Consider the following 15,832-nt stretch of genomic DNA (forward strand, 5'->3'; position numbering starts at 1 on the left):
GATGCAGACTTAAAAGGCGCGGCCGACCGTGACCGGCGCGGCTTCCTCCAGGGCATTCGTTGCCGCTTCCTCGTGCCACTGCTCGTAAGCCGGGAGGTCCATTTCCGCCTCGGCCCAGGACACTGCGTGCGACATCCACATGCGCTGGCTCGGGCGTGCGCCCGGATCGTCGTCTAGCGTCGCAACGCGCAGCGTCACATAGGGCTTGTCGGGGTATTCGGCGACGACCTGCGAACCGCAGATCGAGCAAAAGCGGCGGAATTTGCCCGGCGAGGATTCGAAGCAGGTGAGTTTGTCCTGCCCCGAGATCCAGTGAAAATGCTCGCGCGCCACCTTGGCCGATACGTTGAACGCTGAGGCGTGCGCCTTTCGGCAAGTGCGGCAGTGGCAGACGCGGATCGGCGCGTCCAGGTGTTCGACCTCATAGCGCACGCTGCCGCAGAGACAACTTCCCTTGATGCTCATTGCTACCGTCCTTGAGGCTCTCCCGCCGCTTGCTTGAACGCACAGGCGGTCTCCCGATCCTGACACGTTCCTCACGCGATCATAGCGCCGAAACGCTCCTGTTGTTTCCAGCAAAGTTCGCGGCGGGGGCCAAGGTTCCATCGCCACCATACGATTATTGCGGCGAGCGACAACTTTGCCGTCCCATGCGCTTCCGAACGCCGGAGGGCCGCCGGCGTTCCTTCCAGCGCTCGCACTTTCCGCGCGCCGCCGCTAGAGCGGTGAATTTTACATTCGATTCCGTGGCACCGTCATCAAAACGAAACTGCACGGACAGAGCCCTAGCGTGATTGCGTACTCGGGAAAACGTGGCCGTGCGGATGCGCGAAAAGTTCCTCATCCTCCGCGAAATGCGCATCCCATGCCGAATAGGCCTCCTCCACGACGTACGGGCCGCCGCCCTGATTGGGCCGCGAGGAGAACAGCACAAAACGGCTCACGGTGAACGGCTCGCAGGCGAAGCCGCCATGGCGCGCGAGATAATCGGCGGCGGCGAAGGGGCTGACATTGCGTAGCCGGGCGAGCGTCACGTGCGGCGTGAAATTGCGCGGCTCCGGCGGCAAACCTGCCGCGCGCGCCGCCCGCTCATGCGCCTTTTGCAGCGTCTCCAGCGCCGGTGATGCTTTCACCCCCGCCCAAAGCGAGCGCGGCTTGTGTCCACCGAAACTGCCGAGCCCCGAAACCGCGATGTCGAAACTTTCGAAACGGATGTCCGCCAGCGCGTCCGCGAAGTCGTTCGCCTGAGCGTCGGTGATGTCGCCGACGAATCTGAGCGTGATGTGATAGTTTTCCGCGTCGATCCAGCTTGCGCCCGAGAGACCAGCCCGAAGGCCGGAAAGATGTCCGACCACATCGTGAGGCAGTTCGAGTCCGGTGAAAAGTCTAGGCATAGGTGGGCCTCCTGTGCGGAAAGGAGCGACGGGCCTATGGCCTGTCAGCCTAGCAGCATAGGGTTGTGGCGGTTCGTGTTTTATTCAAGGCGCACGAGAAGCAGAATCACGGCTAATAGTGCGTTACGGGCGCCGAAGCGCCTCGCAGCAGTGCGCTATACGGTCGGGCCGCAAGACACAGGCTTACGCAGCGCTGCCGGACGCGCCTCGGAATTCCTGCGCGAGCCAGCCCGCGATCGGTTCCGCCGCATCCTTCCAGTTCGAATCCATCATGATGGCGTGGCCGCCGCCCTTCACGATGATGGATCGCGCGCCGTAATAGATCGCGGTGAGACGCACATCGGCGGGCGGCACGAACTCGTCCTTCTCGCAGCCGATCACCATCAGCTTCGGCATGCCCCAAGGCAGCGGCGCGAATGGCGTAAAGCCGTAAAGCTGGCGGCTCGCGCTTTCGGCGATATCGTCCATGCGCTCGAAGAAGAGGCGGCGGAGTTGCGGCGAGGGCGGCTCGGCAAACAGGCCGTCCTCAATGATGTCGAGGTTGGCGTTCCGAATGCCGCGTTCGAGCACGCGCTGCAATTCGCGGAAGAGCGTCGGATTGCGGATGAAAAGTTCCGCCGACGAGCGCATCAGCCCATGCGGCGGCGCGGCGCACATCAGCACCACGCCCGCAGCGCGTCCGCCGCGCTTCACATAATTCTGCACGACGCCGCCGCCGAGCGAATGGCCGACGATCACGACGGGGCCGCCGATCTCCTTCACGGCCCATTCCACGTCGTTGGCGAAATCGCGGAGGCCGAAACTGCGCACGCGCTCGCGGCCCTCGCTTTCGCCATGGCCACGAAGCGAGAGCGCGGACACGTCGTAGCCGAGGCTCGCGAAATAGGGGAGGAAGCTTTGCCGCCAAACCCACGCGCCGGTACAGATGCCGTGGATGAACAGAAGTTTTACCGGCTTTTCCGGAGCGGCGGGCGGCAGGCGAACGAGTTCGAGTGTCATATGGGTCCGGGTGCGGGTTGAAACGAAAGGCGAATGGCGGGTCAGGTCGGCTCAGCGACACGAAGCCGAAGCGGCACTTTGACGCGAAAGCGCGGCAGAGAAAAACTCAAAGTGCGAAATGTTCGAAGCCTTTGGCCGAAAGGATGAGCGGTTCGCCCGATGGGCCGAGAAAGGCAGGGGGTGACGCGCCTTCCGCGAGCGTTCCGATGCGGAAGACAGGGCAACCGGCGTCGCGGGCGGTGGCCTCGAAGGCGAGCGAATGCGATGCGGTGTCGGGCGGCACGGCCGCGAGGATTTCGTAATCGTCCCCGCCGGCGATGATCGCTTCGATGAGGGCCGGGCAGGCGGCGACTGCAGAGCGCGCGGCTTCGGACAAGGGCAGGGCGCTCGCATCGACCGAGGCTGTCACGCCCGAAGCGGTACAAAGCCGCGTGAGATCGAGCGCAAGCCCGTCCGACAAATCCATCGCGGCTGAAGCGTGCGCGGCAAGCGCGGGCCGAAGTGAAACGCGCGGCTCGGGATAGAGATAGCGGCGCGCGAGATGTTCCGTCTCATCCGCAGAAAGCGCCCCGGCGAAGTCGTCAAGGCCGAGCCGCATCTTGAGGCCGAGCGCCGCGTCGCCGAGCGTGCCGGTGACATAAAGCACGTCGCCGGGCCTGCCGCCGCCGCGGACAAGCGGACGCGCCGGGGCATCGCCAAGCGCCGTCACCGAAAGCCACCACGGGCCTCGCGCCGTTACCGTATCCCCGCCGATGAGGCTCACGCCAAACGCAGCCTGCGCGCGGGCGAGTCCCTCCGCGAAGGCACGCGCCCAATCTTCGGTGGGCGCGGCGGGAAGTGCGAGCGTCAGAAGATAGGCGAAGGGCTTTGCAGCCTTGGCAGCAAGGTCGGACACATTTACCGCGACCGCCTTGTAAGCCGCATCGCCCGGATCGTCGTTCTCGAAGAAATGCACACCAGCGACGAGAGCGTCGGTCGTCATCACAAGCCCGTTCGGCGGCAGGTCGGATAGATGCGCCGCGTCGTCAGACAGGCCGAACGCGCCCGGATGCGTCGCGAGCGGCGCCAGTATCTCTGCGATGAGCGCGTTTTCACCGAGCCTGCGCATGCCACACCGTACGAGACTGCGCCGCGCCGGAAAGACGCACAGAAGCTGATCGACAACAGAAACTTGCAGCGTCGAGCCGCGTGCGATTTGTGGTACGCTGCACCGTCTCAGTTCTCGCTCGAATCATCCCCGAACCTGGTTGCGGCCTTTGTCGGGCCGCCCTTGCCGCCGGATTTCCTGCCGAATTCGCGCGATCGCTTTGCTCGCGCCACGCGGTCGAGAACGCCGTTCACCACGCCCGGTTCCTCGCCGCCGAAGAAATCCTTGGCGATCTCGACATATTCGTTGATGACAGCGCGCGCGGGGACATCGTTGCGGTCGGTCAGTTCGTAAACGCCCGAACGCAGGATCGCCCGCAGGATGCTGTCGATGCGCGACAGCTTCCAGCCCGAGGCGAGATGGGCCGCGATTTCGAGATCGATCTTCGCCTGTCCGCGCGCGATGCCCTCCACGATGTCGCGGAAGAACGAACGGTCCGCGCCCGCATAGATTTCCACGGTCTCGAAACGGCGGCCGAGGAACTCCTGAAGCACGAGACTGAGGTCGCGCTGCGTCATTTCCATCTGATAGAGCGCCTGCACGGCAGCAAGTCGCGCGCGCGTTCGAGGCTGTCCTGCCGGCAGGTCCGCTTTCGGGCCTGCGTCGTGACCGTCGTCCAAGTCCATCTTCCAAAGCTTTCGTTAAATCGGCGAGTCGCCCGCGCAACTCGCGTCGATCATATCAGACCCGCAATCCGCAAAAGCGGCGTGGGGATGCGTTCAAGTATCGCGCAAGAGTCGCGCTTACCGGCGAAACGCACGCTTCAGGCGAAGCACCTCAAGGCACGCCAGAACGGCCTCGCGGCCCTTGTTCTTGCGGTTAACGTCAGCCCGAGCAAGCGCCTGCGCCTCGTTCTCGACCGTCAGGATCGCGTTGCCGAACGGAATGCCGTGCCGGATCGCGAGCGAAAGAAGTTGATGCGCCGATTCGTTCGCGACGATGTCGTAATGCGAGGTTTCGCCCCGGATCACGCAGCCGAGCGCCACGCAGCCGTGAAAAGGCCGGTCGCCGCCCTCGTCGAAGAGATCCGCATCCTTGGCGAGCGCCAGAACCTGCGGAATTTCGAGCGCGCCGGGGACCGTCTTCACTTCCCACGTTGCGCCGGCTTCGTCGAGCGCGCGCGTCGCGCCCTCAAGCAGCGCATCGCCGATGTGGTTATAATAGCGGCCTTCGATGATGAGGATATGAACGGGTTTTGTCATTGGTCTTCGATGGGGCGTCGCGCGATGATGTTGAGGCCGTAGCCTTCGAGTCCGACGACTTTCGGCGTCGGTGAGTTAGACAGAAGGACCATGTTCTTGACGCCGAGATCAAGCAGGATCTGCGCGCCGATGCCGTAATCGACAAGACGGTTCTCGGGCGCCTTGCCTTCGGCGATGGCAGCGACGTTCGACAGCCTCGAACGGATCGTGCCCTCGCGCACATCGCGGATGACGACGACCACGCCGCGCTCCTCCTCGCCGATGCGGCGCATGGCGCGCTCGACGAGCGAACGGCGGTTGTCGTCGTTCCGGCCAACACCGAACAGATCTTCGAGGATGTTGACCGCGTGCATGCGCACCAGCACCGGCTCGGGGCCGGACACGTCGCCCTTGATAAGCGCGAGATGCTCGGTGTTGTCCACCTCGTTCACATAGACGCGGAGCTTGAAGGCTCCGCCGTATGGGCTGTTGATGTCGCGCTCGTCCACCTGCTTCACGAAGCTTTCGGTGCGGCGACGATGGGCGATGAGGTCGGCGATGGTGCCGATCTTGAGGCCGTGCCGCTGCGCGAAGGCGAGCAGATCCGGCATGCGCGCCATGGTGCCGTCGTCGTTCATCACCTCGCAGATGACGCCCGCCGGGAGCAAACCCGCGAGCCGAGCGAGATCGACGGCGGCTTCGGTGTGGCCCGCGCGCACGAGCACGCCGCCTTCCTGCGCGATGAGCGGGAAGACGTGGCCGGGGCTCACGATGTCCTGGAAATCCTTCTCCGGATTGATGGCGACGGAGACGGTATGCGCGCGGTCGAAGGCCGAAATGCCGGTGGTGATGCCTTCCTTCGCCTCGATGGAGACGGTGAATGCGGTGCGATTGCGCGAGCGGTTCGAGCGCGCCATGTGCTCAAGGTGCAGCACGTCCGCGCGCTCCGGCGTGATCGCGAGGCAGATCAGCCCGCGCCCGAACCGCGCCATGAAGTTGATCGCATCGGGTGTCGCCATCTGCGCGGGGATGACGAGGTCGCCTTCGTTCTCGCGGTCCTCGGCGTCGACGAGGATGAACATGCGCCCCTGCCGCGCGTCTTCGAGGATTTCATCGATCGAGGCGAGCTGGTCGCGGATGACGGCGGGGTCGAGAACGCGCAACTGGTCGGGTTTCATGAGTTTTCAGCCTGTTGTCCGAGCAGCCGCGCCACGTATCGCGCGATAAGGTCGACCTCCATGTTGATGGAGTCGCCCGGCTGCTTCCCGCCGAATATGGTGACTTCGAGCGTGGTCGGAATGAGATTGATGGTGAAAAGCGAGCCGTCCACATCGTTGATGGTGAGCGACACGCCGTCGAGCGCGACCGATCCCTTCGGCGCGATGAATTTTGCGAGCGCGTCCGGCGCGCGGATGGCGAAGATCTTCGAGAAGCCCTCCGGCGTGATGCTCTCGATGCGGGCGACGCCGTCGACATGGCCCGAGACGAGATGCCCGCCCATTTCATCGCCGAAGCGAAGGGAGCGTTCGAGGTTGATCTTGCGCCCCTTGGCCCATCCTCCGAGCGTGGTCTTCGACAGCGTCTCGTTGGAGACGTCGACGCGGAAGATCGAGCCGCCGCCGAACGAGTCGACGCCGGTAACGGTGAGGCAGCATCCGTCGCAGGCGATGGACGCCCCATGCACGATGCCCGTGGCCTCCCACGGACAGGCGATGGCGAAGCGGCCGTTATCGGCCTCAAGGACAGTGCCTTGTGCGGTGATGATTCCGGTGAACATGCGTCAATTCTGCCAGTGTGCGGTTGAGCGATAAATGGAAATCGTGTCCGCGCCCGCTTTTCTTTTGTCGAACAGCGTGAATTGGGGCGAGGCGGCAACGAGGTCGAGGCCGCGGTCGCCGAAAGGCGGCATGCCCGCCTGCGGGTCGAGGGTTTGGGTGCCCTGCATGATGATGACTTCGTCGGCAAGCCCCGCGTCGATGAAGCCGCGCGCGGTGGATGGCCCGCCTTCGACGAGAAGGCGCGTGATGCCTTCCGCTGCGACCCGCATCATCGCGAGCCGGAGATTGAGGCGACCCGTCAGCGATGCGCCGATGTCGAGCACGCGCACGCCGGGGCGGCCGAAGAACGCGGCGCCCTCCGTCGAGTCGCCGCAGACGATCCACACCGGCGGGCGCTCATTGGCGAAGAGTTTTGCTGCGGGCGGGACATTGCAGCGAGAGGCGAGCACCACGCGAACCGGCGAGCGGTCGGCGAGGCCCGGCAGGCGGCATGTGAGTTCGGGGTCGTCGGCTTCAACCGTCTTGCGGCCGACGAGGATGGCGTCGGCGCGGGCGCGAAGCAGATGCGCTGCGGCGCGGGCGACATCGCCGGTGATGAACACGGGCTTGCCGTTTCCGAGGGGTACAAAGCCTGCCGCGTCGACCGCGAGTTTGACCTGAACGAAAGGCCGCCGCTCGGTCACGCGTAAGGAGTGGCCGAGGTGCAGCCAGTCGCAATCGCGCACGAAAGCGGGCGTGCCACGTGTTGCGCGTACGCCGTGTTGCGCCACATAGGTCAGGCCTCGGCCCCCGACGCGCGTGTCGGGGTCTAGAGAGCCGTAGATCAAATGAGAAATGCCAGCGTTCACGATGCTATGCGCGCATGGAGGCGTCGCGCCGAAATGGCTGCACGGCTCAAGCGTGGTGATGATGAGCGCGCCTTTCGCCCGGTCGCCCGCCTCGCGAAGCGCCAGCACCTCCGCATGAGGACGCCCGCCGCGCGCTGTCGCCGCGCTGGCGATGATCTCGCCGGTTCGCGCGTCTGCCACAACCGCGCCGACGCTCGGGTTGGGCGATGTCGCGCCGATGTTGGTTTGCGCAACGAAAAGAGCGCGGCGGCAAAGTGCGTCGATGACCGGCGATGAAAGGGGCAACGGCGCGGCGTTATCCGGCGACGTCGTTGGCGTTGCGTTAAGGGAAGTTGCGGCACGGTCGTTCATTTGTCGTCCGAGGCGCGTACGAAGGCGGCGCTGTCAAGCTCGCCCAGCACGCGGTGGAAGTCTTTCGCCTCGCTGAAATCGCGATAAACGCTCGCGTAACGGACGTAGGCCACGCCATCGAGCGCCTTAAGCCCCTCCATCACGTGGCGGCCCACGATCTCGGAGGGGATTTCCGACTCGTTCGAGATTTCGAGCTTGCGCACGATTTCGCTCACGAACTGCTCGATGCGATCCTCGCCGATGGGGCGCTTGCGCGTCGCGATCTCGATCGAACGACGAAGCTTCTCGCGGTCGAACGGCACGCGCCGTCCGCTCCGCTTGATGATCGTCAGTTCGCGAAGCTGGACGCGCTCGAACGTGGTGAAGCGCGCCCCGCATTCGGGGCAGGACCGCCGCCGCCGGATCGCCGTGTGATCCTCCGACGGGCGGCTATCGCGCACTTGGGTATCAAGCGCACCGCAAATAGGGCACCGCATGGTTCGGCCTGCTCTGGCGGGTTGCCCGCCGCTTGTCTTTACGCCTTGATGCCCGGATAGATCGGGAAGCGCTCGCACAGCGCCAGCGCCTCGGCCTTGACCTTCTCTTGTGCCTTGGTGGCAGCATCGCCGCCAGTCTTCAGGCCTTCCAGCACATCGACGATCAGCCCGCCGATCTTCGAGAACTCGGCGACGCCGAAGCCGCGCGTGGTGCCAGCCGGTGAGCCGACGCGAATGCCGGAGGTGATTGTCGGCTTCTCGGTATCGTAGGGAACGCCGTTCTTGTTGACAGTAATGTGGGCGTGCCCGAGGGCCGCTTCCACAGCCTTGCCGGTGAGGCCCTTGGGGCGCAGGTCGACGAGCAGCAGGTGATTGTCGGTGCCGCCGGAGACGAGATCGACGCCGCCTTCCTTCAGGCTCGCGCCGAGCGCCTTCGCGTTGTCGACCACGGCCTTCGCGTATTGCTTGAATTCCGGCTTCAGCGCTTCGCCGAACGCCACCGCCTTCGCGGCGATGATGTGCATCAGCGGGCCGCCCTGAAGGCCGGGGAAGATCGCCGAATTGACCTTCTTCGCGAGGTCGGCGTCATTCGTCAGGATGATCGCGCCACGCGGACCGCGCAACGTTTTGTGCGTGGTGGTCGTGGCGAAATGCGCGTGCGGGAACGGGCTTGGATGCTGGCCGCCCGCGACGAGCCCGGCGAAATGCGCCATGTCGACAAGGAGCAGCGCACCCACTTCGTCCGCGATCTCGCGGAAGCGCTTGAAATCGAACTGGCGCGCATAGGCGGACCCGCCCGCGATGATGAGCTTCGGCTTGTGCTCCTTCGCGAGGCGCTCGACCTGCTCGTAATCGATGGTGCTGTCCTCGCGGCGCACGCCGTAATGAATGGCGTTGAACCACTTGCCCGACTGGTTCGGCGCGGCGCCGTGGGTGAGATGGCCGCCCATGTCGATGCCCATGCCGAGGATCGTGTCGCCGGGCTTCAGGACCGCGAGAAACACGCCCTGATTGGCCTGGCTGCCGGAATGAGGCTGCACATTCGCGAAGTCGCAGCCGAAAAGCTGCTTGGCGCGGGCGATGGCGAGTTCCTCGGCCACGTCGACTTCATGGCAGCCGCCGTAGTAGCGCTTGCCCGGATAGCCTTCCGCATATTTGTTGGTGAGAACCGACCCTGCGGCCTCGATCACGGCGCGGGATACATAGTTTTCGGACGCGATCAGCTCGATTTCATCGCGCTGTCGTTCAAGCTCGCGGCCGAGCACTTTATAGATGTCGGGATCGGCGTCGGAAAGCGGCGCGGAAAAAAACGATGCGACGGCGGAAGATGCGGTGGACATACGGCCTCTGAGTAGCAATGGGTGCTGCGCGCTGGGCAGTATAGAAACTTCCGGCGAGATTGCAATCAAAGGGGCCGATTTTGCGAGGGTCGCCGCTTGCGATTGCAATTCGACGGCAATTTTCCCGCACCTCCACCCAGACGGAAAAGCCACGCTTTGGCCTCCGGGGAAAACGCTCACTTTATATATATAGTCCTCGCTCGATCACTCCGAAACGCGCGAATATTCGCGGTCGTTGCCTGAGCCGTTGGCGTGCCCGTTGGCGCGCGGCGGTGGAGCCGACGCCGGGATCTTGAGCTGCGGGCGAGGCTGCTCCGCGCGGGGCTCAATGTGCATCGACGCCTCGATATCCTGCCAGACCTGCCGCAGGCGCTGAACGTGCAGATCGTCGAGGATCACCCGCACGAGATGCTCGATGACCTCGATATTGACCCAGGACGACAGCGCCTTGTCGAAATCGCGATAGGTGGCTTCGAGCGGCCGGATGCCGAAATCGCGCATGATGTTGGTCTTGCCGTCGTTCGCGAGCAGGACCGAGCCGACCATGTGCTTCAGACCCATCGGGGCCGCCGGATCGAGCACCGCGTGTTCGAGATCGAAAATGGTGCGGAGGTTGAGCTTCCTTAAAAGGAGAAAGCGCTGCGGCCCGACAGCGGCGCATAGCTGCGCCTGCGCGATCCAGTCCATTATAATAAAGACACAGAATGGCGTCTCGACATGCAGCATGATCGGGTTGGCGGTCGCGAGGTTCTGCACATTTGCGATGCGGCGTTCTTCAAGGCGGTAGGACGTCATGAAGTCGATGCCGTCGATGACGGTGAGCGGCGTGATGGCGTTGTGCTTTGAGCCGGAATAGCGGCGATCCAGCGTGAGGCGTGCCTTTCGCGCCGCCCAGGTGAAGGCCGCATCCGGCACAAAGCCGATGGCGAAGGCGAATAGAAGCCAGATTTTCGGCAAGGGAGCGGGCAACGCGGGTATGGCAGTCGCTTCGGCGGCGGCCTGTGCCTTGTGCTCGGCTGCGAGTTGCTGCGACGAAGTCGAAAGCATGCTCGTGACCGTTTTCGTCTCGGGAGCGACGCGCCAGATTACCACCGCGAGCATGACCGCGAAGAGGATGTGAAAGAAGGCGCGCAGCGGCGTTATCACGGAGAAGTCGAACGAAATCAGCGATTTGATGAATAGTCGGACGCTGTAGAGATACGCACCGGCGAAAGCGAGCGATGCGATGGTGACCACGTTTTCGTAGTCCTTCGGCGTGGGTGCGCTGAGGCCACCGATGCTGAACACATTCGCGCCAAGCGAGCCGCCGAGGATATCCGGCAATTGGTCGGCGGGCAGGAAGAGGACGAAGAAGCCTGCAGCGGTGAAGAGCACGAAGGGGAGGCATGCCACGGCAATCAGCCAGTCATGCAGCGTCGTGAACGGATAAGGCGCGGGTGTGGTTTGTGCGGGCGCGGCTCGTGCGGGCGCGGCCTGGGTCGCCTGCGCCTCATCCTCGCGCGTGACGTATTTGCGCTTCAGGAATTCGAAATAGAGGTCTGTGCGCGGGCCGGGATCGAGCGTTTCGCGAATGAGGCCTGCGGTGCGAAGCCGATCGAGGCGTGTCTGATGCCGAACGATCATGAAGACGGCGGGGAGAAGCAGCGCGAAAAACAGCCCCAGGATCAGGGCGAGGCTTACGGGCACCGGGTGTTGCTGGATTACCAACCACAGGGCGAGGGTCGAGAGCAGCCCGAGCGAAAGGGCGCTCATGCTCGCGGGTGAGTACTTCATACAAGTCTCCCGGCTTTTACTTGCTTAGGATTTCAAGGAAGCCAATACACAACTGTTCTTCGCAACAAGCCGCAAGTTATCTTTGAGATGTTCGTGGACAGAACGCGCAGCCTTTCCGAACCCGGTCGGGTGTGTGTCCTGCGGGTCACTTTGCGGAGCATTTCGGTCGACAGCTTTTTTTGTGAGCGCAATCGAAATTTCGCCGAAAGCGCCTTGGAAAATGATGCCGTTTAAGTCTTAAACATTCGTGCGCTGGTTTGACGCACAAACCGTTGAAGTCGAGTGTGTCAAACGGTGAAAACTTTTTACAGGTTCTGACATAAGCCGTTACATTTAAAAAGATTAACGCGGGTCATTACAATTTTAATGGCCTGTATCCGTTGGCGGATAATGAGGCTCTACAGCGTGGTATGCAAAATATGCATGCCAGCCAATCGCGGGGTGCTTCCTAATTTACGCCTTATTTACCCTCTCAATCGCGCCGGTCGGAAGTTGACAAGGAAAGGTTGTGATGAACAACGTGAAGCGTATCCGTGCGGTTGTCCTGATGGCTGCGATGTCTCTTGCCAGCCAGCAAGCGTTTGCCGAGTGCGGCATTGCCTCCACCTACTCGGAGGGCTCGCGCACCGCGAACGGGGAAGCCTACAATCACATGGGCATTTCCGCAGCTCACAAGACCCTGCCGTTCGGCTCACGCGTCGTGGTCCGCAATCAGCGGACCGGACGCAGCATTACCGTGCGGATCAACGACCGTGGTCCATTCGTGGGCGGGCGCATCATCGACCTGTCCACCGGCGCGAAGAACGCGCTCGGCATGGACGGTCTGGCGCCGGTTTGCCTCGAAGTCGTGAGCTTTGGCAGTAGCCGCACCGTTAAAAGCGCGGAACTCCGCGAGCCTGTCGAAATGGTCCGGTCAAGCAATACCCGCACAGTGCGGGTTCGCAATAGTCGATCCGCCAAGGCGGGCGGCAAGGCGCGTTACGCGAAGTCTGGCAAGCGGTCGCGTCATGCGGGCAGCGGACGGCGCAGGGTCGCCTCCCGCTAAGCAAGCCTCCGGTGAAAGCGGCAGCGCGACAGTTCCTCGGCGCGCCGCTTTCTCCGCATCCCTCGCGGCCAAAGCCGCTTGTCTGGCCGCCTCGTCGGCGCATCTCCGCAGTCGATGAGCGTGGGATTCACTCGATCCTCAAGCGCGACCTTTCCCGGCAGTCGAAGCGCCTCTCGGGCTCGCGCCGCGGTATTCGGAAAAGTTGAGAAGAATTCATTTTGGGAGTCGCGAAATCGCCGCCATTTCTTGGCAAGGATCGTGGCCAATCGATCAGGCACCCCCGGCTTCGATCTCGCTGCATTTCCAAGATCCATACCGTCCAGGAGCTCCTTTCATGAACATGAAATTCGCCGCAGCCATCGCGGTTTTAGCTGCCTTTGTTTCCACGTCCGTCCTCGCGCAGCAGAAGGAAGCGCCCGCGAAGGAACCGGCGCAGAAGGAAGAGCCTGCGGCGCCGAAGGCGACCAAGGCCGACATCCAGAAGGTCGTTGACGGCATCAAGGCCGACAAGGCCAAGACGACGCAGTTCTGTAAGCTTGTGAAGCTTCAGGACGACTTCACAGCCGCCGCCGAGAAGAAGGACGAGAAGAAGCTCGAAGCGCTCGACAAGGAGATGCAGGACGGCGCGAAGAAGCTCGGTGCGGACTTCGAAAAATACGTGATGGATTCCGAGATGGACGAAGATGCTTCGACCGTGCTCGACGGGCTCGCGAAATCCTGCAAATAACGGTTCGACGCAAATCTTTGACGAAGATGGTCGGGTTTCCGGCCATTTTTTTTGCTCGCGCGAAGGCGTGGGATAAGCCAGCCACCGCTCGCCCAACCCGTAGGGCGTGCTTTGCGAATCGCGTACCTCGGAAGAGCTCATGCTCTTATTCCGGGGTTGTCGATGCCATTGCTTCGCCGCGCGCAGGCGCTTTTGATCCTCCTCTTCGCGGCTCTTGCCCTCGGACAGTACGCGACACCGGGGCAGGCGCAGGAAAGAGGCTGCGACGCGCAGCTTTATCGCGGTGGCTTCCCCGCCATCAAAAGCGAGCAACTCGCGCGGGAAACCTACGGCCTGTGCTTCTCCGAAATCGCGGTGCTTTATTCGGGCGTATCGCGGACGCCGCTCTGGGCGGCCGAGATGCTGACGCCCGCTCGTGTCGCCGCCGCCAAGACCCTCACGCGCGTCAGCTCGAACGCCTTCCACGACGAGACGATGCTCCCGTCGGAGGTTCGAGCCGAGCTTGCGGACTACAAGCGCAGCGGCTTCGACCGGGGCCATATGGCGCCCAACGGCGATATGTCGACGCGGAAGGCGCAGGAGGAGTCGTTCTCGCTGGCGAACATGATCCCGCAGCACCCCTGTAACAACGAGGTGCTATGGGAGGGCATCGAGTCTGCCGTGCGGGATATCGCGGAGAGCGAGACGGTGTATGTCGTCACTGGCCCGGCCTTCCTCGGCTCGGAACTCGAAAGCCTGAAGGGCCGCGTGCTGGTGCCGACGCATGTCTTCAAGGCGATCTATGTGCCGTCGCGCAACGCGGCAGCCGCGTTTTTCGCGCCGAACGACGATAGTCAGGCCTGGGAAACGCTGTCCATCGACGAGCTTGAAGCGAAGGTTGGTGTCGACGTTTTCCCGCAACTTGACGGCGCGGTGCGCCGGCGTGCTATGATCCTGCCAAGGCCAACGCCGCACTACGGATGCCGGCTCCAGACCTCCGAGGCCGCCGGCCGGAGACGATGATGAACTTTTCGCCTTTCAGGAACGAGACGGACGCGATCACCCTCGGTGGGCTCACCATCGAGAACCGCGAGGACCGCGTTTCGGTGTATGGCACGCTGGCGATCACCCGCGACCGCGCCGGGCTTCAGGCCGCGAAGGTGCTGAAGGAGGCGGTGGACCGGATCGTCAAGGAGCTTGAGACGGGCGGCGACCTGCCCACGGTGGTTGCCTCCGCCGAACCGCCCGCGAAGGTGAAGAACCCCTTCGCGTAGCGTCGATTGGACGACGCGCATCGGCTGGCGACGGGGCCGACATTACGGTGAGGGCTAGCCGTACCGCCTGTTCATTCCGCGAGGATACCCTCGGAGCGCTGATCGCTTATTGGTGAAACGAACGTGCCTTACAGCATCGTAAATCAGACTCTGCACGACGCTTTAAGTTTCTTTATCAGCTTGTCCGCGTCTAATCGGTCCGATTTAACGCACTGATCTAGCGCGAGAATGGATTGAGGAACGACAAGGGCGATTGCTCGGCCGTGCTGCTTTGCGCGTGTCCGCCTTGCAAGCGTCCGCCTTCCGCGAGACGTCGCTGGATGCGGTCGAATATGGCGGCGAATTTCTGCGCGCCTGGCTTCTGGATGTTGCGATCCATGATCTCGTCGAGCTTCGCCAGCAATTCCGCGCCGGTCCTCTCGTGCACGACGGGGTTCCGCTCGTAGCCGCCGCGCTCAAAGAAGTTCGAGGTCGGCATATCGCGACCGGGTGGCACCAGCATTTCGAAGCCGCTGCCGGGCCCGGCGAGGTTCATGAGTTCGAGCTGCGCGCCGTTGAGCCTGCCGAGGCCCTTTTTCCGCGCATATTCGACCACGCTGCGGAGCTTTACCACCTGCATCCACGGGCCGATGTCGCCGTCGAGGTTGAGCGCATGCATGGCGAGCCCCTTCGGCGTCTTGGCGTATTCGACATGCGCGGCCCAGCCGTCCCGCACGCGTCGGGCGTCGGCGTTCATGCGGCGGACGAGCGCCGCCTTGTAAAGCAGCGACTGCGCCTTGTCGCGCGGCACGCCTGGCTCTTGCGCCAGCCGTTCGAGCCGCGAAGCGAACTCGTCGCCCTCCTTGCGGACTTGCTCGATGGAATTCGCCGCGAGAAGCTGCGCGTAGCCAAGCGCCGTCGAAGCGGCCCGACCGGTCCTCGGATTATAGCCGGATTGCAGATCGTGCGTGCCCATGCCGCCCGTTTCCAGCGCGTAGACGCGCACCACCTGATCGCGGCTGAGGCCGAGCTTCACGGCTTCGAGCGCGTAGGCGATCATGAAGTCGTCTTCAGGCACGCGATCCGGGCGGAAGCCATAGGTCGCCTGCGCCTCGCGCAGAAAATCGGAGACGACCGGGATGGGCGTCGGCGCGTCCTTTACGGGTGGTTTCGGCGGCTTCGGCAGCATCGCCATAATGTCGGCTGGGCGCTTCGGGCCGTTATAAACGGGGGGCTGCTCGGCGACGTAATCGTCGAGCGTCAGGGGCAGGGAACGCGCGATCTTCGTCTTGCGCCGCTTGCGCTTCATCTCCACGCGCTTCCAGTAGGCATCCACCGACTTCGCATAGGCGATGCGCGCGGATTCGTAGGCGTGAAGGATCGCCTGCTGCTGCGGAGAAAGGCGCGCAATGGCCTCCTGAAGCGGCGTCTGAGCGTAAGATATTGCGGCGAATGGCAAACAGAGAGCCAGAGCGAGCACGCAAATGCATGCGCGGGAAAACCCTCGCAGACGCGAAAGAGTTAACCGTGAGAAAGGCTTA

17 protein-coding genes are annotated in these 15,832 nt (G+C 63.3%); 4 read left to right on the top strand and 13 right to left on the bottom strand.

Features of this window, described 5'->3' with window-relative positions; translation table 11 throughout:
- Positions 1-9: 9 nt before the first annotated feature.
- The 12 genes from RVAN_RS03625 to RVAN_RS03680 all read right to left on the bottom strand — a co-directional run bounded on the left by RVAN_RS03625 (position 10) and on the right by RVAN_RS03680 (position 11,287).
- On the bottom strand, positions 10-465 hold the full coding sequence (locus RVAN_RS03625) for a GFA family protein (protein WP_013418409.1): 456 nt from the start codon (positions 463-465) through the stop codon (positions 10-12).
- 320 nt (positions 466-785) lie between these two features.
- Positions 786-1,394, bottom strand: a complete 609-nt coding sequence (gene thpR, locus RVAN_RS03630; protein ID WP_013418410.1) for an RNA 2',3'-cyclic phosphodiesterase — start codon at positions 1,392-1,394, stop codon at positions 786-788.
- Between the two features lie 183 nt (positions 1,395-1,577).
- Positions 1,578-2,393 (bottom strand): alpha/beta hydrolase, encoded by an 816-nt coding sequence (locus RVAN_RS03635; RefSeq protein ID WP_013418411.1) that lies wholly within the window; start codon positions 2,391-2,393, stop codon positions 1,578-1,580.
- A gap of 106 nt (positions 2,394-2,499) precedes the next feature.
- Positions 2,500-3,501: a thiamine-phosphate kinase gene (gene thiL, locus RVAN_RS03640; protein ID WP_013418412.1), complete on the bottom strand. Its 1,002-nt coding sequence runs from the start codon at positions 3,499-3,501 to the stop codon at positions 2,500-2,502.
- A gap of 107 nt (positions 3,502-3,608) precedes the next feature.
- On the bottom strand, positions 3,609-4,166 hold the full coding sequence (nusB, locus tag RVAN_RS03645) for a transcription antitermination factor NusB (RefSeq protein WP_013418413.1): 558 nt from the start codon (positions 4,164-4,166) through the stop codon (positions 3,609-3,611).
- A gap of 117 nt (positions 4,167-4,283) precedes the next feature.
- Positions 4,284-4,742: a 6,7-dimethyl-8-ribityllumazine synthase gene (ribH, locus tag RVAN_RS03650; RefSeq protein ID WP_013418414.1), complete on the bottom strand. Its 459-nt coding sequence runs from the start codon at positions 4,740-4,742 to the stop codon at positions 4,284-4,286.
- Positions 4,739-5,899 carry a 3,4-dihydroxy-2-butanone-4-phosphate synthase gene (ribB, locus tag RVAN_RS03655; RefSeq protein WP_013418415.1) on the bottom strand — a complete coding sequence of 387 codons (1,161 nt, stop codon included), beginning with the start codon at positions 5,897-5,899 and terminating at the stop codon, positions 4,739-4,741. Before ribB ends, ribH begins: the two co-directional genes overlap by 4 nt.
- Positions 5,896-6,498, bottom strand: coding sequence for a riboflavin synthase (locus tag RVAN_RS03660; RefSeq protein ID WP_013418416.1), 603 nt, complete (start codon positions 6,496-6,498; stop codon positions 5,896-5,898). The genes ribB and RVAN_RS03660 overlap by 4 nt, the downstream gene beginning before the upstream one ends.
- Before the next feature lie 3 nt (positions 6,499-6,501).
- Positions 6,502-7,698, bottom strand: a complete 1,197-nt coding sequence (gene ribD / locus RVAN_RS03665) for a bifunctional diaminohydroxyphosphoribosylaminopyrimidine deaminase/5-amino-6-(5-phosphoribosylamino)uracil reductase RibD (RefSeq protein ID WP_013418417.1) — start codon at positions 7,696-7,698, stop codon at positions 6,502-6,504.
- On the bottom strand, positions 7,695-8,174 hold the full coding sequence (nrdR, locus tag RVAN_RS03670; RefSeq protein ID WP_013418418.1) for a transcriptional regulator NrdR: 480 nt from the start codon (positions 8,172-8,174) through the stop codon (positions 7,695-7,697). Before nrdR ends, ribD begins: the two co-directional genes overlap by 4 nt.
- A 38-nt stretch (positions 8,175-8,212) precedes the next feature.
- Positions 8,213-9,514 (bottom strand): serine hydroxymethyltransferase, encoded by a 1,302-nt coding sequence (gene glyA, locus RVAN_RS03675; protein ID WP_013418419.1) that lies wholly within the window; start codon positions 9,512-9,514, stop codon positions 8,213-8,215.
- A 204-nt stretch (positions 9,515-9,718) separates the two neighbouring features.
- Complete coding sequence (locus tag RVAN_RS03680) at positions 9,719-11,287, bottom strand: hypothetical protein (RefSeq protein ID WP_013418420.1); 1,569 nt, start codon at positions 11,285-11,287, stop codon at positions 9,719-9,721.
- 511 nt (positions 11,288-11,798) lie between these two features.
- On the opposite strand from RVAN_RS03680, the gene RVAN_RS19480 reads away from it, so the two are divergent.
- The 4 genes from RVAN_RS19480 to RVAN_RS03700 all read left to right on the top strand — a co-directional run bounded on the left by RVAN_RS19480 (position 11,799) and on the right by RVAN_RS03700 (position 14,312).
- Positions 11,799-12,332 (top strand): septal ring lytic transglycosylase RlpA family protein, encoded by a 534-nt coding sequence (locus RVAN_RS19480; RefSeq protein ID WP_013418421.1) that lies wholly within the window; start codon positions 11,799-11,801, stop codon positions 12,330-12,332.
- A 334-nt stretch (positions 12,333-12,666) separates the two neighbouring features.
- A complete protein-coding gene (locus tag RVAN_RS03690) occupies positions 12,667-13,059 on the top strand; it encodes a hypothetical protein (RefSeq protein WP_013418422.1) in 393 nt (130 codons plus the stop codon).
- A 162-nt stretch (positions 13,060-13,221) separates the two neighbouring features.
- Positions 13,222-14,061 (top strand): DNA/RNA non-specific endonuclease, encoded by an 840-nt coding sequence (locus RVAN_RS03695; protein WP_013418423.1) that lies wholly within the window; start codon positions 13,222-13,224, stop codon positions 14,059-14,061.
- Positions 14,058-14,312 carry a hypothetical protein gene (locus RVAN_RS03700; protein WP_210160453.1) on the top strand — a complete coding sequence of 85 codons (255 nt, stop codon included), beginning with the start codon at positions 14,058-14,060 and terminating at the stop codon, positions 14,310-14,312. Before RVAN_RS03695 ends, RVAN_RS03700 begins: the two co-directional genes overlap by 4 nt.
- Positions 14,313-14,529: 217 nt before the next feature.
- On the opposite strand, the gene RVAN_RS03705 is transcribed toward RVAN_RS03700, so the two are convergent.
- Positions 14,530-15,750, bottom strand: coding sequence for a hypothetical protein (locus RVAN_RS03705; RefSeq protein WP_049779210.1), 1,221 nt, complete (start codon positions 15,748-15,750; stop codon positions 14,530-14,532).
- Positions 15,751-15,832 lie beyond the last annotated feature (82 nt).

Source organism: Rhodomicrobium vannielii ATCC 17100 (genome assembly GCF_000166055.1).
Classification (GTDB): domain Bacteria; phylum Pseudomonadota; class Alphaproteobacteria; order Rhizobiales; family Rhodomicrobiaceae; genus Rhodomicrobium; species Rhodomicrobium vannielii.